The 18,154-nt window shown below is 68.0% G+C and carries 19 protein-coding genes; 8 read left to right on the forward strand and 11 right to left on the reverse strand.

Annotated features, from left to right (window positions below; translation table 11 throughout):
- Positions 1-45: 45 nt before the first annotated feature.
- The 4 genes from ACO05N_RS04865 to ACO05N_RS04880 are packed head-to-tail and all read left to right on the forward strand — an operon-like array spanning position 46 to position 2,472.
- Entirely contained in the window at positions 46-459 is a 414-nt protein-coding gene (locus ACO05N_RS04865; RefSeq protein ID WP_422058706.1) for a TPM domain-containing protein, read from the forward strand.
- On the forward strand, positions 456-1,268 hold the full coding sequence (locus ACO05N_RS04870) for a TPM domain-containing protein (protein WP_422056055.1): 813 nt from the start codon (positions 456-458) through the stop codon (positions 1,266-1,268). Before ACO05N_RS04865 ends, ACO05N_RS04870 begins: the two co-directional genes overlap by 4 nt.
- Entirely contained in the window at positions 1,268-1,942 is a 675-nt protein-coding gene (locus tag ACO05N_RS04875; RefSeq protein ID WP_422056056.1) for a TPM domain-containing protein, read from the forward strand. The genes ACO05N_RS04870 and ACO05N_RS04875 overlap by 1 nt, the downstream gene beginning before the upstream one ends.
- Positions 1,939-2,472, forward strand: coding sequence for an NUDIX hydrolase (locus ACO05N_RS04880; RefSeq protein WP_422056057.1), 534 nt, complete (start codon positions 1,939-1,941; stop codon positions 2,470-2,472). The genes ACO05N_RS04875 and ACO05N_RS04880 overlap by 4 nt, the downstream gene beginning before the upstream one ends.
- Before the next feature lie 3 nt (positions 2,473-2,475).
- On the opposite strand, the gene ACO05N_RS04885 is transcribed toward ACO05N_RS04880, so the two are convergent.
- Together ACO05N_RS04885 and hrpB are read right to left on the reverse strand one after the other, a co-directional pair.
- Positions 2,476-2,757: an ETC complex I subunit gene (locus ACO05N_RS04885; RefSeq protein WP_422056058.1), complete on the reverse strand. Its 282-nt coding sequence runs from the start codon at positions 2,755-2,757 to the stop codon at positions 2,476-2,478.
- Between the two features lie 10 nt (positions 2,758-2,767).
- On the reverse strand, positions 2,768-5,218 hold the full coding sequence (hrpB, locus tag ACO05N_RS04890; protein ID WP_422056059.1) for an ATP-dependent helicase HrpB: 2,451 nt from the start codon (positions 5,216-5,218) through the stop codon (positions 2,768-2,770).
- Between the two features lie 94 nt (positions 5,219-5,312).
- Between hrpB and ACO05N_RS04895 the strand changes: the two genes are divergently transcribed.
- Positions 5,313-5,525 carry a hypothetical protein gene (locus ACO05N_RS04895; protein WP_422056060.1) on the forward strand — a complete coding sequence of 71 codons (213 nt, stop codon included), beginning with the start codon at positions 5,313-5,315 and terminating at the stop codon, positions 5,523-5,525.
- Between the two features lie 37 nt (positions 5,526-5,562).
- On the opposite strand, the gene ACO05N_RS04900 is transcribed toward ACO05N_RS04895, so the two are convergent.
- Positions 5,563-6,576 (reverse strand): polyprenyl synthetase family protein, encoded by a 1,014-nt coding sequence (locus ACO05N_RS04900; protein ID WP_422056061.1) that lies wholly within the window; start codon positions 6,574-6,576, stop codon positions 5,563-5,565.
- A gap of 114 nt (positions 6,577-6,690) precedes the next feature.
- Here ACO05N_RS04900 and ACO05N_RS04905 point away from each other — a divergent pair, with 114 nt between their 5' ends.
- From ACO05N_RS04905 to ACO05N_RS04915, 3 genes are all read left to right on the forward strand, one after another.
- Entirely contained in the window at positions 6,691-6,984 is a 294-nt protein-coding gene (locus tag ACO05N_RS04905) for a chorismate mutase (protein WP_422056062.1), read from the forward strand.
- Positions 6,985-7,032: 48 nt separating this feature from the next.
- Entirely contained in the window at positions 7,033-8,148 is a 1,116-nt protein-coding gene (locus tag ACO05N_RS04910) for a glycosidase (protein ID WP_422056063.1), read from the forward strand.
- A 144-nt stretch (positions 8,149-8,292) separates the two neighbouring features.
- The gene (locus ACO05N_RS04915) at positions 8,293-10,815 is read left to right on the forward strand and encodes a TonB-dependent receptor (RefSeq protein WP_422056064.1); all 2,523 of its coding nucleotides are present in this window, start codon (positions 8,293-8,295) and stop codon (positions 10,813-10,815) included.
- Positions 10,816-10,884: 69 nt separating this feature from the next.
- Here ACO05N_RS04915 and ACO05N_RS04920 read toward each other — a convergent pair whose 3' ends face one another.
- The 8 genes from ACO05N_RS04920 to flgG all read right to left on the reverse strand — a co-directional run bounded on the left by ACO05N_RS04920 (position 10,885) and on the right by flgG (position 18,146).
- A complete protein-coding gene (locus ACO05N_RS04920; protein ID WP_422056065.1) occupies positions 10,885-11,787 on the reverse strand; it encodes a flagellar motor protein MotB in 903 nt (300 codons plus the stop codon).
- A 115-nt stretch (positions 11,788-11,902) separates the two neighbouring features.
- Complete coding sequence (motA, locus tag ACO05N_RS04925) at positions 11,903-12,766, reverse strand: flagellar motor stator protein MotA (RefSeq protein ID WP_300496113.1); 864 nt, start codon at positions 12,764-12,766, stop codon at positions 11,903-11,905.
- 94 nt (positions 12,767-12,860) lie between these two features.
- Positions 12,861-13,769: a flagellar hook-associated protein FlgL gene (gene flgL, locus ACO05N_RS04930; protein ID WP_422056066.1), complete on the reverse strand. Its 909-nt coding sequence runs from the start codon at positions 13,767-13,769 to the stop codon at positions 12,861-12,863.
- 5 nt (positions 13,770-13,774) lie between these two features.
- Positions 13,775-15,106 (reverse strand): flagellar hook-associated protein FlgK, encoded by a 1,332-nt coding sequence (flgK, locus tag ACO05N_RS04935; protein ID WP_422056067.1) that lies wholly within the window; start codon positions 15,104-15,106, stop codon positions 13,775-13,777.
- Complete coding sequence (locus ACO05N_RS04940) at positions 15,103-15,540, reverse strand: rod-binding protein (RefSeq protein WP_422056068.1); 438 nt, start codon at positions 15,538-15,540, stop codon at positions 15,103-15,105. The genes flgK and ACO05N_RS04940 overlap by 4 nt, the downstream gene beginning before the upstream one ends.
- Positions 15,541-15,563: 23 nt before the next feature.
- Positions 15,564-16,658 carry a flagellar basal body P-ring protein FlgI gene (locus ACO05N_RS04945; protein ID WP_422056069.1) on the reverse strand — a complete coding sequence of 365 codons (1,095 nt, stop codon included), beginning with the start codon at positions 16,656-16,658 and terminating at the stop codon, positions 15,564-15,566.
- 11 nt (positions 16,659-16,669) lie between these two features.
- On the reverse strand, positions 16,670-17,365 hold the full coding sequence (locus tag ACO05N_RS04950) for a flagellar basal body L-ring protein FlgH (RefSeq protein WP_422056070.1): 696 nt from the start codon (positions 17,363-17,365) through the stop codon (positions 16,670-16,672).
- Positions 17,358-18,146 (reverse strand): flagellar basal-body rod protein FlgG, encoded by a 789-nt coding sequence (flgG, locus tag ACO05N_RS04955; RefSeq protein WP_422056071.1) that lies wholly within the window; start codon positions 18,144-18,146, stop codon positions 17,358-17,360. Before flgG ends, ACO05N_RS04950 begins: the two co-directional genes overlap by 8 nt.
- Positions 18,147-18,154 lie beyond the last annotated feature (8 nt).

The following is an 18,154-nucleotide window of genomic DNA, read 5'->3' on the forward strand; positions in this document are numbered from 1 at the left end:
GCAGGAAGCGGGCCGACGGCGGATGCATCGCCGGCCCTGCCCCAGCTGACCGGTCGGGTAGTCGATACCGCCGATCTGTTGCCGCCGGACAAGGAGGCACTGCTGGACCGGGCGCTGGTACAAACCGAGCAGGCGACGCGCAGCCAGTTTGTCGTGGTCACCTTGCCCACGCTGGGCGGCCGCAGGATCGAGGACGTTGGGCTGGACCTGGGCCGTACGTGGAAGCTCGGCCGGTTGAACGTTGACGACGGTGTCCTGCTGATCGTCGCACCGACCGAACGTCAGGTGCGGATCGAGGTCGGTTACGGGCTGGAAGGCGTTTTGCGCGACGAGGAGGCGAAGGCGATTATCACCGACACCATCATTCCGCGCATCCGTTCGGGGGACATGCCTGGAGCGATCCTGGCCGGAAGTGCCGCGATCATCCGTGAAATCAATGTACCGGGAGCAACGCCATGAGGTTCGTGCATCTGGTTCTCGCGCTGCTGCTCGCCGCATTCGCCGGGCAGGCGGTGTCGGCGCAGAGCTTTCCCAAGCTGACGGGGCGGGTCGTCGATGCAGCCGATCTGCTCAGCCCGGCACAGGAAGCTGAACTGACCGCTATGTCCGCGGCGACCGAAAAGGCCACCGGGCGTCAGCTGGTGGTCGCGACCGTCCCGGACCTTCAAGGCTATCCGATCGAGGATTTCGGCTATCGGCTCGGTCGCGACTGGGGGATCGGGCAGAAGGACGCCGATAACGGCATCATCCTGCTGGTCGCGCCGAAGGAGCGCAAGGTGCGGATCGAGGTCGGCTATGGCCTTGAGCCGATCATGACCGATGCGCTGTCGGGCATGATCATCCGTGACACGATCATCCCGCAGTTCAAGGATGGCGACATGCCCGGCGGCATCATGGCGGGCGCAGCCGCGATCAACGAACAGCTGAAACTCCCGCTCGAAGCCGCGGAGGCGCGGGCCAAGCAGCTGATCGACAGCGGCCAGTCGCGCAAGAAGGGCGGCGCCGGGGTATTCGTGCTGATCTTCTGGGTGGTCATCCTGTTGATGGTCGTGCTGCCGATCGTGATCGGCGCGGCGCGCGGCAAGAAATATCGCCGTGGGCGTGCGCCGGTGGTGATCTGGGGCCCCGGCTGGGGCGGCGGCGGCGGATCGTCCTGGGGCGGCGGCGGCGGCTCCTGGGGTGGAGGCGGTGGCGGCTTTGGCGGCGGCGGGGGCTTCTCCGGCGGCGGCGGGTCGTTCGGCGGCGGCGGCGCATCGGGGGGATGGTGATGGCACGGCGTTTTACGACGGAGGAGCATGCTCGCGTCACCGCTGCGGTGGCAGCGGCAGAGCGCGGGACAGATGGCGAGATCGTGACGATCGTCACCGACTGGTCCGATCATTATCACGACGTCTCGCTCTATTATGCCGGGGCGGCGATGCTTGCGGCACTGGGGTTGTTCGCCTTCTTCCCCGATCTGCTCGATGCCAAGCTCGCGCTGTTCACCGGCGGCTGGGGCGAGGCGGAGCGGCATCTCCAGCTCGCGTTGCTGGTGGTGATCCAGGCGGTGGTCTTTCTGGCGGTCCGCTTCGGGTTCGAGGCACTGCCGGGGCGCGGGGTGCTGATCCCCGGCGCAGTGCGCGGACGGCGGGTGCGGCGGCGCGCGGTGCAGTTCTTCAAGGCGAGCGCCGAGAAACGCACCGCCGAGCGCGTCGGCGTCCTGCTCTATGTCAGCCTGGCCGAACACCGTGCCGAGATCATCGCCGATGAAGCGATTCTGGCCAAGGTCGAAGAGGGCGTGTGGGGCGAGGCGATGGTCGCGCTGGTCGACAAGGTGCGCGCAGGCGATCCGGCGGGCGGCATGGCCGACGCGGTGACGCGGATCGGCGCGGTTCTTACGACGCATTTCCCGAAGACCGCGGGCGACGCGAACGAACTGCCCGATCGGCTGATTGAACTATGAGCTTTCCCGACGCCGACGCGCCGGTCGAGACGGTCTGGCAGGGCAAGTTCATCACCGCCAAGCGCCAGGGCCGCTGGGAATATGTCGCGCGCGCGCGGGGCATCCGCGCGGCGGTGATCGTCGCGGTCGATGACGACGGGAATCTGCTGCTGGTCGAGCAATATCGTGTGCCGCTTGGCCGCCGCTGCCTCGAGCTGCCTGCCGGCCTGATCGGCGATGGGGGCGATGACGAGGCGGACGAGACCGCAGCCGCACGCGAGCTGGAGGAAGAAACCGGCTATCGCGCCGAGCGGATCGAGTCGCTCGGCGAGTTCTTCTCCTCGCCCGGCATGGTCAGCGAGAGCTTCACCCTGGTCCGCGCGCATGGCCTGACGCGTGTGGGCGACGGCGGCGGCGTGGAGGGGGAGGACATCATCGTCCATCGCGTCAAGCTGGCGGACGTCCCCGCCTATGTCGAGGAGTGTCGCGCGCGCGGGATGGCGATCGACGTCAAATTGCTGGTGGCATTGGGAAGCAGCCTGCTCGGCTAGCGCTCACCGAAAATTGTCGGCGTAGGCCTGCAGCTTGAGTGTCTTCACCGGGGCCGGGACGACATGCGCCTCAATCCCTTCGCGCGCGGCATAGTCCTTGGCTGCTTCCAGCGTCGGGAAGTTCAGCCGCAGCTGCGCGCGCGTGTCGCCCGATCCGGCCCAACCGGTCAGCGGGTCGGGGCGCTGCTTCTCATGCGATTCGAATTCGAGCACCCAGCGATCGGTCCGGGCGCGGCCCGACTGCATGGCGTTTTTCGGGCGCTGATAGATGCGTGCGGTTGACATGCTCGCCCCTTTATCCCGATCCGCGCCGCCTTGCATCTGCATTTTTCGTGCGCAGCGTGGCGCTGGCCGCTGCAGGATCGTCGGGCCAGGGATGGCGGGGGTAGCGGCCGCGCATTTCCTTGGCGACATCGGCCCAGCTGCCTTTCCAGAAACTGGGCAGGTCGCGCGTTGTCTGGATCGGCCGGCCGGCGGGGGAGGTGAGCGAGAGGACGAGCGGCGTGCCATCGCCCAGCATCGGGTGGGTCGCGAGGCCGAACAGCGCCTGCACCCGCACCTCGACCGTCGGTCCACCCTCTGCGGCATAGTCGATCGCGTGGCTCGACCCCGCGGGAGTCTCCAGTCGCGCCGGGGCGAGGCGGTCGAGCGTCTTCTGCCCGTCCCACCCGATCCGATTCTGCAGCGTCTGAGTCAGCCCCTCACCGGACACGGCGTCGAGGCGGCGCTTGCCCGCCAGCAGCGGGGGCAGCCAGTCGTCGAGATCGGCGAGCAGCGCGGCGTCCGACAGCGCGTCGAGTCCGGCATAGGCCGCGCGCGTCCGCAGCGCCTGTGCGGTGTCGGACCAGGGCAGCAGCGCGAGGCCGTGCGCGCGCACCCCTTCAAGCAGGGCGGCGGCGATCTCGTCCGGGTCGGCGGCGCTGTCGGGACCGGCGGACAGGCGGATCGCGCCGAGACGCCGTTCGCGCATTGTCTCGACCCGGCCGGTCGCGGGGTCGAAGCGGACATGGCGGCGCATTTCGATGCGATCGGCGAACAGGCTGTCGATCTGCGCCGCATCGAGCGGGGCGGCGGAGAGGATCCGCGCGCCGGCAGCCATCCCCTGCGTTTCGGCGACCGCCAGCCATTCGTGGCGGGCGAGTGAGGAAGTGGAGTCGAGCTTGAACCCGCGCCCGCCAGCGGAGGCCAAGGTCTCGCCCGATGCGTCGCGGCGGCGTGCGATACGGTCGGGGAAGGCGAGCGCGATGCACAGGGCAACCTGCTCTGCGCCGGGCTCGGTGCTGGGGGGCGCTGAAGGGGCGAGCTTCGCCCAGCGTTCCGCCAGCTTTCGTGCCGCTTCCGCGCGCTGGCCGCGTTCGCTGCGCCAGCGGCGCATCCGCAATTCGAGATCGGCGTCATTGCCGCCCAGCCCGCGCTCGCCGAGCAGCACCGCAACCTGCGCGGCGGTGTCGGCCATGCCCAGCTCGCCTGCGCGCACCAGCATGTGGCCGAGCCGTGGCGGCAGCGGCAGCGCGGCGATCGCCTTCCCATGCGCGGTCGGGCGGCCATCGGCATCTAGCGCTTCCAGCGTGGTCAGCCGCGCGCGCGCCTCGGCTACCGCCGCAGCGGGCGGCGGGTCGAGCCAGCGCAGGTCGCGTGGATCGGCGACACCCCATAGCGCGCAGTCGAGCGTCAGCGCCGACAGGTCGGCCTCGAGAATCTCGGCCGGGTCGTAGGGCGGCAGCCCCGCCGTCGCCGCCGCCTCCCACAGCCGATAGGCGACCCCCGGCCCCTGCCGCGCGGCGCGGCCCGCGCGCTGCGTCGCCGAAGCCTGGCTCGCGCGTTCGGTGACGAGCCGCGTCATCCCCGCTGCCCGGTCATAGCGCGGGCGGCGCGCCAGTCCAGAGTCCACCACCACCCGGATGCCGTCGAGCGTGAGCGAGGTTTCCGCGATCGACGTCGCCAGCACGATCTTGCGCCGCCCGGTCGGATCGGGGGCGATCGCGGCGCGCTGGGCTGCGGGGTCGAGGCTGCCGTGCAACTTGTGGACGAAGGCGCCGGGAATGTCGCCCAGCCGTTCGGCGGTCCGTTCGATCTCGGCAACGCCGGGCAAGAAGGCGAGGATGCCGCCCTCCGCCTCACGCAGCGCCTGTCGGATCGCTGCGGCGACGGGTTCGTCGATCCGCGCCTCGGCCGGGCGACCGAGATGGCGCAGCTCCAGCGGATAGCTGCGCCCTTCGCTTTCAATGACCGGCGCGCCGTCCATGAGCGCGGAAAACCGCGCGCCGTCGAGCGTCGCTGACATCGCCACGATCCGCAGGTCGGGCCGCAGCGCCCCCTGCGCATCCAGCGCCAACGCCAGCCCGAAATCGCTGTCGAGGCTGCGTTCGTGCACCTCGTCGAACAATACCGCGCTGACCCCGGCCAGCTCGGGATCGGCCTGGATGCGGTTGACGAAAATCCCCTCGGTCACGACCATCACCCGTGTCGCGGCGGAGCGTCGCGTATCCATCCGCGTGGCATAGCCAAAGGTCGCGCCGACCTTCTCCCCCGCCAGCGCCGCCATCCGCTCGGCTGCGGCGCGCGCGGCGAGGCGGCGGGGCGAGAGCAGCAGGATTTCGCCATTGCACCACGGCTCGCTCAGCAGCGCGGGGGCGACTGCCGTGGTCTTGCCGGCACCGGGCGGCGCGACGAGTACCGCGTTGCTGCCATCGCGCAGCGCGGCGAGCAGGTCGGGCAGGACGGCATGGATCGGCAGGTCGCTCACCCGCCCGCCCTACGCAATTCGGCGCGTCGCTTGAAGCCGGGATGGCACTGGATCGCGCGGCGCGCGTTGCGCCCAATCGGAAAGGAGACACGATATGGCACGCACAGTTTCGAGCTTCACGGTCGCGGCAGACGGCAAGGGCGATTATCTGCTGAATTTCGAGGATGAGGATGGCGAGACGATCGAGCTGACCGCCAGCTTCGAACAGCTTGACCTGATCGCCGACGCGATCGGCGAAGCGTTGGATACGGACGAAGAAGACGCGCTCGGCGTCGATGACGACGAGGACGAGCCGGTCGAGGAGTAAGCGTGGTTTTCTGATCCGGCACCGCCGGATCAGAAACTCAATATGCTCGGGCGACCGCGAACTCGACCGCTTCGATCATCGCATCCTTGGCCGCGCTGGCCGGGAAGGAACCGATCGCGTCGATCGCGCGCTGGCCGTAATGGCGTGCGCGGGCGAGCGTGTCATCGACTGCACGGCTCGCGCGGACCAGCTCGACCGCATAGGCGAAGTCGGCGTCGTCGTTTCGGCGGCCCAGCACGGCCTCGCGCCAGAAGGCGCGCTCTTCCTCGTTTCCGCGCGCATAGGCGAGGATGACGGGAAGGGTCATCTTGCCCTCACGGAAATCGTCGCCGGCGTCCTTGCCCATCGTTCCCGCGTCGGAAACATAGTCGATTGCATCGTCGACCAGCTGGAAGGCGATGCCGAGATTGCGGCCATAGGCGTCGAGCGCGGCTTCGTCCGCCTCGCTGCGTTCGGCGACCACGGCGGCGATCCGGCACGCGGCGGCGAACAAGGCGGCGGTTTTCGCGCCGATGATGTCGAGATAGCGCCCCTCGTCCAATTCGACACGGCGGGCGGCGGTAAGTTGATTCACTTCCCCTTCCGCGATCACCGCGCTGGCGTTGGACAGAATCTTGAGCACCTTGAGGCTGCCATCCTCGACCATCAGTTCGAAGCTGCGGCTGAACAGGAAGTCGCCAACCAGCACGCTGGCGGGGTTGCCCCAGATGAGGTTGGCGGTGCGCTTGCCCCGGCGCATGTCGCTGCCATCGACGACATCGTCATGCAGTAGCGTGGCGGTGTGGATGAACTCGACCGCCGCCGCGAGCCGGTGGTGGCGATTGCCCGGATAATCGAGCAGCCGCGCGCTCGCCAGCGTCAACATCGGGCGCATGCGCTTGCCCCCGCCCGCGATCAGATGGCCGGCCAATTCGGGGATGAGCGGGATTTGCGACTGCATCCGGTCGAGAATGACCGCATTGACGTGGTTCATGTCACCCGCAACCAGCGCGATCATCGGCTCAAGCGAAGGTGCGGCACTGCGGCCGATGCGATGGATGGTCGCGCTCATGCCGACGCGATGGCGGCAAGTCGACGCAAAGGCAAGTGGCTGGGGGTTGCGCGGGGCGGAAAGCGCGGCAAGAAGGCGTCGGCGCGACCGATAGCGCGACCGGAGGGCAGGAAGATGAGCGAAGAAACGCTGCAGCGCTATCGCCAGAGTATCGACCGGATCGATGCGGCGCTGGTGTTTCTGCTCGCCGAGCGGTTCCAGATTACCCAGGCAGTGGGCCGGTTCAAGGCGGACACCAACCTGCCCCCCGCCGACCCCGCGCGCGAGGAGCGGCAGATCGCCCGCCTGCGCCAACTGGCCGCCGAAGCCGATCTCGATCCGGAATTCTCCGAGAAGTTCCTGCGCTTCATCATCGATGAGGTGATCCGCCACCATGCCCAGATGCAGGACCGCCCGGAAACCGAGTAAGACATCGCGCGCTTGGCGTGTGGCGGACCGAATGTGGGGGCAGAGATAGTGATCGACGACACGCTGATCTTTACGCCCGACAATGTCGACCTGTCGCGCTCGCCGCTGCGCCGGTCGCTCAACGCGGACACCTATGTCCTCGGCGCGTTCAACCCCGGCCTGACGCGGCTGCCGGGCGGCAATCTGCTGCTGATGGTGCGCGTTGCCGAGGCACTGACCGAGCCGGTGGTCGATGGTCATGCCCGCGCGATCCGCTGGACACCCGCCGGCTATGTGCTCGATCGTTATCCGCTCGACGGGCTGGAGATGGACGACCCGCGCACCTTTCGTTTGCGCGGCAGTGTCCCGCCCCTATCCGGGCTTACTTCGCTGTCCTGGCTGCTTCCGGTCGAGATTTCGGGTGACGGGCGCACCGTGCTCAAGGTGCATTACGACAAGGCGATCGAACCCTCGGCATCGTTCATGGCGCTGGGGATCGAGGATGCGCGGATCAGCCTGATCGGCGGGGCGTGGTATATGACCGTGTGCGCGGTGTCGGACGAGCGCCAATGCACCGCGCTCTATCGCTCGGTGAACGGGCTCGACTATCGTTGCGAAGGGATCGTGCTCGATCACCAGAACAAGGACATGTGCCTGTTCGAGGGGAAGGTTGGGGGCAGGTTCATGGCGCTGACCCGCCCGCTGGGCGAGGCATGGTTCGCGCCGCCGCCCGACAGCCTCTATACTGGCGGGCCGGCGATCCAGCTCGCCCAGTCGCCCGATGCGTTGCACTGGAAGCCGCTGGATGCTCCCGGCCTGCGCGCCCGCCGTGGGACCAGCACCAACCGGCGCATGGGCGGGGGGACGCCGCCGGTGTTGACCCCGCAAGGGTGGCTGATGCTCTATCACGGGGTCGAGCAGCGCGCCGCAATCGGGGCCTATCGCACCTTCTGGGCGCTGCTGGACCGTGAGGATCCCGCGCTCGTGCTGCGCCAGGAGGATGGGGTGCCGCTACTGGAAGAGCGGCCCGCGCTTACCGAAGCGATCGCCGATCGCCGCTATCTGCCCGCGCCGGTGGTGTTCAGCACCGGCATCGTCGATGCGGGGGACACATGGATCGTCGCCAGCGGCGAGGCCGACCTGGCCTGTCGCATTTCGCATATTTCGAAGGCGCGCTTCGATTAGCGTTTGGGCGGGTGCCGCGATTCGGCGCAGCTGAGTTCGACTCCAACTTCGCCTTCGCAGCGGCACAATTTTGCGACAAAGCGCAGCTAGTGCGACCGGGGCGGGGCATCGCCCGGCGGGTATCATGGGTTCTGGAGTAAGCGGATGCGGCAATCGGCCTGGATGACGGCATTATGGATGACGGCGGTTTCGCCGGCAGCGATGGCCGCGGCGCAGACCGGCGCACCGGCCCCGGCCGCTGTGCCCCAACAGGCCGAACCGGAGCAGGAGCCCGGCGCACCCGGCGGTGCAATGGGCGACGATGTCGAAGAAGTGGTCATCACCGGCAGCGCACCACGCGGATCGGTCCCCGGCGACGTCAAGCCAGATCTGGTGCTCAACCCCGCCGACATCCGCGCCTATGGCGTCGGGTCGCTCGCGGAACTGCTGACGGAACTCGAGCCGCAGACGCGCAGCGGCCGCGGGCGCGGCGGCGGGGCACCGGTGCTGCTGCTCAGCGGTCGTCGCATCTCCGGCTTCGGCGAAATCCGCGACATCCCGCCCGAAGCGATCGAGCGGGTCGACATCCTGCCCGAAGAAGCCGCGCTCAAGCTCGGCTATCGTGCCGATCAGCGGGTCGTGAACATCGTCCTGCGCCGCCGTTTCCGCTCCTTCACGGTCGAGCTGGAGGGTGGCGCGGCGACCGATGGCGGGACTGGCGGGCAAGAGGTCGAGCTCAGCCTGTTGCGGCTCAATCCCAATGGTCGGCTCAATCTCGACCTGGAATATGAGCGGGACACCGCGCTTCTGGAGAGCGAGCGCGAGATCATCCCAGATCCGAGCGCGCCGCCGCGCACCGACCTTGATTTCCGGACGCTGCGCCCCGCCACCGAAAATGTGGCGCTCAACGGCGTACTCAGCCGCAATATCGGCAAGACCGTCGCCACCGCCAACCTGCGGATGGAGCAGAATTGGAGCGATTCGCTGCTGGGCCTGCCCACCGGCAGCGCGGCTCCGCTGGAACGCAGCAGCGAAACCAATACGCTGCAGGGTGGCGTGTCGTTCAACGGTGACATTTCGACCAAGTGGCGCTGGTCGCTGACCGGCAACTGGGATCGGGTCGAAAGCCGCACCCTCACCGACCGCGACACCGGGCGCACCGATTGGGCGCGATCGGTATCCAACGTCGGATCGATCGATGCGCTGGTCAACGGCCCCGTCGCCGAACTGCCCGCCGGCGCGATTAACACCAGCCTGCGCATCAACGCCCGCACCAGCGATTTCGACGCCGAATCGCGCCGCGCCACCGGCTACACCGCAACCGATATCGGCCGCACGAGCGGTAGCGTGCGCGGCAATATCGACCTGCCCATCGCCAGCCGCACCCGCGCGCCGCTTGGTCCGCTCGGCAATCTATCGCTCAACGCGAATGCCGAGGTCGAACAGCTTTCCGACTTCGGCACGCTGCTCACTTATGGCTATGGCGCGAACTGGTCGCCGGTCGACGGGCTGCGCATGCTCGCCTCGTTCACCGAAGAGGAGGGCGCGCCCTCGGCGCAGCAGCTCGGCAATCCGGTGGTCGATACGCCCAATGTGCGCGTGTTCGATTTCGTGCGCGGCGAGACGGTCGATATCACTCGCCGCGATGGCGGCAACCCCGGCCTGGTCGCCGATAACCGCAGCGTGATGAAGCTGGGGTTGAACTACCAGCCGGTGCAGAAGCTCGATCTGAGCTTCAATGTCGATTACACCAAGAGCATCATTCGGGACCCGATCGCATCCTTCCCGACGGCGACGGGGGAGATCGAGGCGGCGTTCCCCGACCGTTTCGTGCGCGATGGCAGCGGCCGCCTGGTCCGGATCGACAATCGTCCGGTCAATTTCGCGCGCAGCGAGCGCGAGCAGATCCGCTGGGGCATCAATTTTTCCGCGCCGATCGCCTCGCCGCTGTCGCGCAAGGCTGCAGAAGAGTTCCGTGCGCGCCGCGAGGCGATGATCGCCGCGCGCGAACGCCAGCAGCAACAGGGCCAGCCGCAACCGGGCCAACCCGGCGACGCTGCGCCGCAGACACCGCCCGAAGGTGCACGTCCGCCGCGTGGTGAAGGCGGTCCGGGCGCGGGGCCGGGTGGTGGCGGGCGCGGGCCGGGCGGAGGTGGCTTTGGCGGCTTCGGCGGCGGTCGCGGCGGCGGCGGACCGGGCGGCGGCGGGCGGCTGCAGTTCGGCGTGTTCCACACCGTGGCGCTGACCGACCGGATCGAGATCCGCGATGGCGTCCCCGCGCTCGACCTGCTCGACGGATCGGCGACGGGCAGCCGGGGCGGGTCGCCCCGCCATCAGGTCGAGGTGCGCGCCGGGGTGGTCCGCGACGGTATCGGGCTCCGCTTGAATGCCGACTGGCAGAGCGCGACGCGGGTCGATGGCGGCACAACCGGGGCGGGCCAGCTGCGGTTCGACGATTTTGCGACGGTCAATCTGCGGCTGTTCGCCAATTTCGGCCCGCAGTTCAAATTCGTGCGCGACAATCGCTGGCTGGCGGGAACGCGGGTGGTGCTGTCGGTCGACAATATCTTCGACAACCGGCTCAAGGTCACCGACGCCACCGGTGGGACACCGTACAGCTATCAGCCGACGCTGCTCGACCCGGTCGGGCGGACGGTGCGGATCAGTGTTCGGAAGCTGTTTTTCTGAAGCGCCTTTGGCGTCGCTGACGCGACGCGAGCGGGCCGATGCCGCACGTCAGCGCGAGCTGAAGCGACCCTACTTGTCCAGCTTGCTCTTGCGATAGAGCAGCGTGATCGCGACGCGGCGGTTGCGCGGGTCTGCGGGGTCGGCAGCGATCAGCGGCTCGCGGTCGGCGACGCCCTCGATCCGTTCGAACCGCGCCTCCGGGACGCCCGCCGCGACCAGCCGGCGGCGCGTCTCCTCCGACCGGGCGCTCGACAGCATCCAGTTGTTCATGTTGGTCGGGTCGCCATAGCGCAGGCTGTCGGTATGGCCGCGGATCATCAGCGGGTTGTCCGAATCCGCGATCGACTGCGCCACCAGCTTCACCAGCGCCGCCGCATCGGGAACGAAGCTGGTCGTGCCGAGCGCGAACATCGAGTAATCGGCGTCGTCCATCAGGTCGATGCGCATCCCCTCGCGCGTCGGCACGAACCGCACCTGCTTGCCCAGCCGCGTGAGGCCATTGGCCTTCATCTTGCGCTCGATCTCGCTCTTCATCTTGGCAAAGGCCTTGCGATCGGCGGCGTCCATCGCCTCCTTGTTCTTGAGGCTGCCCTTTTCGCCCGTGCCGACCCGATCACCGCCGGTCGCGCCCGCGGGGATGGTCATCGACCGCGTGCCGGTCTGCTTGCCGTTGGTCGGGTAATTGTCCTTGCCCTGGATCGCATCGCCGCCGAACAGTCCGTTGGACCCGGCGCTGTTCTGCTTGAACTCGATCAGCGTCGGGGCGAAATAATCGGCGAGCGCCTTGCGCTGCTTTTCGTTGGTCGCGCCGAGCAGCCACATCAGCAGGAAGAACGCCATCATTGCCGTCACGAAATCGGCATAGGCGACCTTCCACGCACCGCCATGATGATCCCCGCCGCCCTCGACGATGATCTTCTTGACGATGATCTTGGGCGGCTGCTTCGCCGCATGAGGTGCCCTGGCCGTCATTTTTTGCGCGCCTCACAGCGCGAAGCCGAACCGGCCCGCGCGCCCACCCGGCCACCCATTGAGAGTAACGTGTGGGTGGCCGGGTGGGGGAGCGGGCTGGTGCCGAAACCCATCATCAGCGCCCGCGCAGACCGTCGAACACTTCGGCGAAGCCGGGCTGGTTGTGATGCGCAATGCCGCTGCGCGCAGCTTCGATCACCAGCGGCTGCGGATGGCCGTGGAGCGAGGCGATGATGATCTGCTTGACCGTGTGATAGATCGCGGCATCGGCATCGATGATCTGCTTCAGCCGCCCGGCGAGCGGGCCGACCAGGCCATAAGCCAGCAACACGCCCAGGAACGTGCCGACCAGCGCCGATCCGATCATCCCGCCCAGGATGTTCGGCGGTTTGTCGATCGATCCCATCGTCTTGACCACGCCAAGCACCGCCGCAACGATGCCGAGCGCGGGCAGCGCGTCGGCAAGGTTCTGGAGCGCGTGCTGTGGTTCGGCGACCTCGTGATGATGGGTCTTGATCGCGTTATCCATCACTTCCTCGACCGCATGCACGTCGAGCGTGCCCGACGAGACCACGACCAGTCGCAACGTGTCGGCGATCAGGCTGGTCAGCGCATGGTCGGCGAGCAACCGGGGATATTCGGCGAAGATCGCGGAGGATTTGGGGTCCTCGACATGCGGTTCCAGCGCGATCGGGCCGTCGATCCGCAGCAGCTTCATGAGCTTGCTGACCAGGAAGATCGCGTCGAGATAATCCTGCTTCTTGTATTTCGGGCCCTTGAGCACCTTCACGAACCCGCCGCCCAGCGCCTTCAGCTCGCGCCCCGAATTGCCGATGATCAGCGCGCCGACTGCGGCGCCGCCGATGATCAGCATTTCGTGCGGGAGCGCGTGCAGTACAGGCTCGAGCGCGCCGCCGGTCAGCGCGAAGCCGCCGAACACCATCGCGATCAGGACGACGAAGCCGATTGCTGGAAACATGAGCGCGATCTTCCCCCGAAGTCACCGGAGCCGCCGGACAGGCAGCCTGTTCAAAGATGTCTAACGACCGATTCACCGCGAACTTGCGCGGAAATCAGCGCAGATAATCAAACAACGACAGGCTGCTGAGCTTGGAGAAGCTCGCCTGAGTCGCCTGAAGGATGGTCAGCGTCTTCTGCAGCTGCGCGATCGATTCCGCCGTATCGGCGTCCTCGATGCCGGTGCGCGCAGCTTCCCGCGTGATCCCGATCTCGTCCAGCCGTTCGGCCTCGAGATCGAGGCGGAAGGCGCGCGCGCCGACCGAGGCGCGTGTCGCGCCGAGATGATCGAGGGCGGCGTCGAGGTCGCTCATGGCGGTGCCGACGCCGCCTTCCGCTCCGTCCGGCTCGAGAGCCGCGGCGAAGGCGGAAAGGATCTGGAACATGTCGGTGGTCCCGCTGGACCCCGTGATACCGCCGAACGCGCGCGCGCCGCTGGTGGTGGCGGCGATCGCCTCGCCATCGCCGATCGGGATCGCCGCGACGTCGCCGCCGCCGGTCCACGCCACGCTGCCGTCCTCCTGCACCGTATAGGCCGCATCGCCCGACGTGCCGCCGAATAGCGGCTGGCCGCGCGTGTCCGTGCTGTTGGCGACGCCGATCAGGTCTTCGAGGATCGCCTCGATCTCGACCTTGATCGCCGCGCGACCCTCGGCGTTCACCGTGTCGCTGTTCGCCTGAACCGCCAGGGCGCGGGCGCGCTGGAGCTGGGTTTCCACCTGATCGAGCGCGGTATCGGTCGCGGCGAGCAGCGCCTGGGCCGACTTAATATTGGCGCCATAGGCGTCGTCGTCGGACGCGGCACGCTTGAGCCCCGATAGCTGCTGCCACCCCGACGCACTGTCCGACGGGGCGAGGATCTTCTTGCCCGTCGCGACCTGGGTCTGCAGCTTGTCGGCCTGACTGGTCAGGCTCGTCATCAGCAGCGACGGGCGATCGAAGCTCTGGCTGGTCGTCACGCGCATGGGGATCACCGGATGTCGAAGAGGGTCTGGAGCGTCTCGCGCGCGACCTGGATCACGCGGCTCGACGCCTGATAGGCCTGCTGGAAGCGGATCAGGTCGACCGCTTCCTCGTCCACGTTGACGCCGGTCACCGAATCGCGTGCCGCGACCGCGTTGCCGCGGATCGTCGACTGGACTTCGGCAATCGCGCGACGTCCGGCAAGCGCGCTGGCATTGCCGGCGGTCAGCGTGGTCAACTGGCTTTCAAAGCCTTCGTCGCGGCGCAGCGTGGCGAGCGCGGCAAGGTTGCCGTTGCCGCGTTCGCCCTCACCCGGAGCTGCTGCGGCGATGCCGCGCGGGTCGGTCAGGACCAGCTGAAAATCGCGCGCGCCGGTGGCAGTGAACATCGCGCCGCCAGAGGCACCGGCCAGATCCTCGCCACTTGCCTGCACCGAGTTGACGCCAGCGGCGAAATCGGTGGCGAGCGTGTCGAGCGCAGCCTGCGCATCGGAAAGGCGGGCCGCGCCCTCCGCGACCCCCGCCAGCGCGCCGCCGCTGGGTGCCAGCGCCTGCGACCCCTCGATGCCATAGACGGCGAAGGAGACGGCGCCGTCGCTCCGCGCATAGGTAGCGATGGCCGCCTGATCGGCCTGGACCAGCAACGGCCCGCCGCCGCCGGCGCGCACCGTGGCGCGGCCGGCTGTGTCGAAGCTGGCGGAAACATCCGTGAGCGCCGACATCGAGTCGAGCAGCCGGTCGCGCTCGTCGAGCAACGCGGCCTGTGCGCTGCTGCCCTGCGCGGTGCGGCCGAGCGAAGCATTGACCTTGGCCAGGCCGGCGCTGAGCGTGTTCAGATCGGCGACCGCGGCTTCGGCGGTACCGTCGAGATCGGCGGCGGCGCCGTCGATCGCGCTGGCGGTCGCGGCAAAGCTGTGCGCCAGCGTCGCTGCGGCCTGAAGGAAGGTTGCGCGCGGTGCGCTGGCCGATGGATCGGCGGCGAGTGCGGTCGCGGCGTTGAAGAAGGCGGTCATCCGCTCGTCGAGCTTGTTGCCCGTCAGTGCGCTTTCGATCCGGTCGAGCCACACGATCCCCGCCTCGCTGCGGGCAAGGTCGGACCCGGCGGCGCGCACTTCGGCGTTGCGCAGGTCGCTGCCGGTGCGGGTTACGCCGCTGACGGTCACGCCGAGGCCGTTGAGCGTGCGGCCCGAGGCATCGCCTGGCGCCGCCACTTCGCGCGTCGTCGCAACGCGCCGCGAATAGCCGGCGGTCCCGGCGTTCGCGATATTCTCCGACGTCGTGGTCAGCGCGGTCTGGTAGGCGCGCACCCCGCTCGCACCGATCGAAAGCATGTCGGTCATGGCAGTTCACCCTTTTCGGGAGCGGTCGGAGCCGTCTCGGCCACGCTGCCGGCCTTGGCGAGAAATTCGGTCATGGCCTTGCCGATCCCCATCGGCGTGTGCGCCGCCATGTTTTCGGCCAGCTTCTGGTCCTGCATGTCACGGAACTGGTCGAGCGCCTGGCTTTCGAACAGGCTGTCGGCCAGCTTCGCCTTGCGCATCGCGCCCAGCATCATCTTGGTGAAGATCGCCTCGAACTTCTCGCCCGCCTGGTCGAGATTGTCGCGCGTGCCCAGCCGGGCGGTGTCGGTAGAGACACTTCCTGCCAGGTTTGGCTGCGCCAAACCTGGGGCGGCACCCGCCCGCTCCCCCACCCGGCCACCCACATGATCCTGCCGCTGGGTGGCCGGGTGGGGGAGCGGGCTGGTGCCGCGGTTCAGCGCAGCTGAACTCATAGCAAAGGGCGAGCGAAGGTCGGTCACAGGACGATCAGCTCTGCCTTGAGCGCGCCAGCCTGCTTCAGCGCCTCGAGGATCGCGACCAGATCGGCCGGCGATGCGCCGATTGCGTTCACGGCCTTGACCACATCGGCCAGCTTGGGACCCGGATCCATCAGGAACATCGGTCGCTTCTCCTCCTCGACGCCGACGCCGCTCTGCTGCTCGACCCGGGTCTCGCCCTGGCTGAACGGCAGCGGCTGAACGACGCGCTGGGATTCATCAATACGAACGGTAAGTTTACCATGTGTTACCGCAGCGGGGCTGACCCGCACCGCCGAGTTGATGACCACGGTGCCGGTGCGCGCGTTAACGATTACCTTGGCCGCAGCCTCGGCGGATTCGACGTTGAGATTTTCGATCTCGCTCATGATCTGCGCGCGGACATCGGCGCCCTGCGGCGCGGTGACCGCGACCGATACCGCGTCGATCGCGCGCGCGGTCCCGAAGCCGAAACGGCCGTTGATCGCATCGGCGACGCGCTGCGCCGTGGTGAAATCTGCACGGGCGAGGTTGTAGGTCAGCGTCGGCGCGGTGGCGAAGCCGGTCTCGACCGCGCGCTCGACCGTCGCGCCTTCGGGGATGCGCCCCGACGAAGGGATGTTGACGACGATCTTCGATCCGTCCGCACCCTCGGCGCCCAGCCCGCCGACGGCGAGGTTGCCCTGCGCCATCGCATAGATCTGTCCGTCCGCACCCAGCATCGGGGTCAGCACCAATGTGCCACCGCGCAGCGACTTGGCCTTGCCCATCGACGATACGGTGATGTCGAGTTTCTGGCCCGGCTTGGCAAAGGCGGGCAGCTCGGCGGTGACCAGCACCACCGCAGCGTTCTTCAGCGCCGGGTTGACCCCGGGCGGGAGCGCCAGGCCGAAGCGGGCGGTGACGCCCTTCATCGACTGGACGGTATATTCCAGATTGTCGTCGCCCGTGCCCGGCAGCCCGACGACGATGCCGTAGCCGGTCAGCTGGTTGGTGCGGATACCCTGGAAATTGCCGAGATCCTTGATCCGCTCCGCCGCGACGGGCTGGGCGAGGATCAGGGTGGCGAGCAGGGCGATGAGGAAACGGATCATGGTCAAATTCCTCAGAACGGGCTGATGACCTGGAAGAAGCGGCTGAGCCACCCCTGCCGGGCGGCGCGGGCGACATCGCCCTTGCCGGTATAGGCGATGCGGGCGTCCGCGACGCGGGTCGATGCGATGCGGTTATTCGCGTCGATGTCGGTCGGGCGGATGATGCCCTTGATCTGGATGAATTCGTCACCGCGGTTGAGCGTGACGCGCTTCTGACCCTGGACCAGCATTGTGCCGTTTGGGAGCACGGCGGCGACGGTCACGCTGATCTCACCCGACAGCGCGTTGGACTGGTCGGCCGCGCCGGTGCCCTTGAACCCGCGCTTGCCGCTGATGCTGGCGTCGCTCTGGTTGAACAGGTTGAGCGCACCGGTGGTCGGCGGGGTGATCGAAAAGCCTCCCCCGCTGTCGAGATTGGTCCCGGCTGATTTGGACGCACTGGTGCGTTCGACCAGCACGATCGTCACCGGATCGCCGACGCGCCGTGCGCGCGTGCCTTCGTGTAGCGCGGCATAGCCTTCGCTCGCCTGAAAGATCGATCCGTTGGCAGCGGGCGGCGGCGCGACGGGGGTGGGCAGGGTGACGGTGAAATCCTCCGCCGGCTGCTTCTTCCCGAACAGCTTCGCGTCGACCGGCTGCGCGGCGAACGCGCAGGCGGTGAGGGCGGCGAGGGCGAACAGCGTGCGCATCATCTGGCCCTCAGACATTCTGGTTGATGTACTGGAGCATCTCGTCGCTTGCCGAGATCATCTTGGAATTGACCTCGTACGCGCGCTGGGTCTCGATCATGTCGACCAGTTCCTCGACGACATTGACGTTCGATCCTTCGAGCATGCCCTGGCGGATGTTGCCGCGCCCGTCCTGCCCGGCGATGCCGAGATTGACCGCGCCGCTCGCCGCCGTTTCGACGAGGTAATTGTCGCCGATCGCCTGGAGCCCCGCGCTGTTCGGGAAGGCCGCGATCTGGATCTGGCCGACCTGGCTCGCCTCGGTCTGGCCCGAAATGGTTGCGCTGACCGTGCCGTCGCTGCCGACGGTGATCGACGTCGCGCCCTCGGGGATCGTGATGCCGGGCATCACCTGATAGCCCTCGCTCGTCACCAGCATGCCTTCGGGCGAGCGCGCGAAATTGCCCGCGCGGGTATAGCCAAGCTGGCCGCCGGGCATCTGCACCTGGAAATAGCCATTGCCGTCGAGCGCCATGTCGAGGGCGTTGCCGGTGGTCTGCATCGCGCCCTGGGTGTCGATCCGCGCCGTGCCCTGAATGCGCACGCCGGTGCCGAGATTGGTGCCGGTCGCATATTTGGTCTCGGCCGTGCTCGCCGCGCCGGGGGCAGTGACGACCTGATAGGCCAGCGCCTCGAAGCTTGCCCGGTCGCGCTTGTACCCGGTGGTGTTCACGTTCGCGAGGTTGTTGGAGATGACCCGCATGCGCATGTCCTGGGCATCAAGCCCGGTGCGCGCGATGTGCATTGCTGCTGAACCCATGGTGGTGT

The sequence above is a fragment of the Sphingomonas sp. genome, from assembly GCF_965227385.1.
Lineage (GTDB): Bacteria > Pseudomonadota > Alphaproteobacteria > Sphingomonadales > Sphingomonadaceae > Sphingomonas.

Coding starts and splice junctions, on each gene's coding strand:
- ACO05N_RS04870 (WP_422056055.1), top strand. CDS start 456: ATGAGGTTCGTGCATCTGGTTCTCGCGCTGCTGCTCGCCGCATTCGCC.
- ACO05N_RS04875 (WP_422056056.1), top strand. CDS start 1,268: ATGGCACGGCGTTTTACGACGGAGGAGCATGCTCGCGTCACCGCTGCG.
- ACO05N_RS04880 (WP_422056057.1), top strand. CDS start 1,939: ATGAGCTTTCCCGACGCCGACGCGCCGGTCGAGACGGTCTGGCAGGGC.
- ACO05N_RS04885 (WP_422056058.1), bottom strand. CDS start 2,757: ATGTCAACCGCACGCATCTATCAGCGCCCGAAAAACGCCATGCAGTCG.
- ACO05N_RS04895 (WP_422056060.1), top strand. CDS start 5,313: ATGGCACGCACAGTTTCGAGCTTCACGGTCGCGGCAGACGGCAAGGGC.
- ACO05N_RS04900 (WP_422056061.1), bottom strand. CDS start 6,576: ATGAGCGCGACCATCCATCGCATCGGCCGCAGTGCCGCACCTTCGCTT.
- ACO05N_RS04905 (WP_422056062.1), top strand. CDS start 6,691: ATGAGCGAAGAAACGCTGCAGCGCTATCGCCAGAGTATCGACCGGATC.
- ACO05N_RS04915 (WP_422056064.1), top strand. CDS start 8,293: ATGCGGCAATCGGCCTGGATGACGGCATTATGGATGACGGCGGTTTCG.
- ACO05N_RS04920 (WP_422056065.1), bottom strand. CDS start 11,787: ATGACGGCCAGGGCACCTCATGCGGCGAAGCAGCCGCCCAAGATCATC.
- motA (WP_300496113.1), bottom strand. CDS start 12,766: ATGTTTCCAGCAATCGGCTTCGTCGTCCTGATCGCGATGGTGTTCGGC.
- flgL (WP_422056066.1), bottom strand. CDS start 13,769: ATGCGCGTGACGACCAGCCAGAGCTTCGATCGCCCGTCGCTGCTGATG.
- flgK (WP_422056067.1), bottom strand. CDS start 15,106: ATGACCGACATGCTTTCGATCGGTGCGAGCGGGGTGCGCGCCTACCAG.
- ACO05N_RS04940 (WP_422056068.1), bottom strand. CDS start 15,540: ATGAGTTCAGCTGCGCTGAACCGCGGCACCAGCCCGCTCCCCCACCCG.
- ACO05N_RS04945 (WP_422056069.1), bottom strand. CDS start 16,658: ATGATCCGTTTCCTCATCGCCCTGCTCGCCACCCTGATCCTCGCCCAG.
- ACO05N_RS04950 (WP_422056070.1), bottom strand. CDS start 17,365: ATGTCTGAGGGCCAGATGATGCGCACGCTGTTCGCCCTCGCCGCCCTC.
- flgG (WP_422056071.1), bottom strand. CDS start 18,146: ATGGGTTCAGCAGCAATGCACATCGCGCGCACCGGGCTTGATGCCCAG.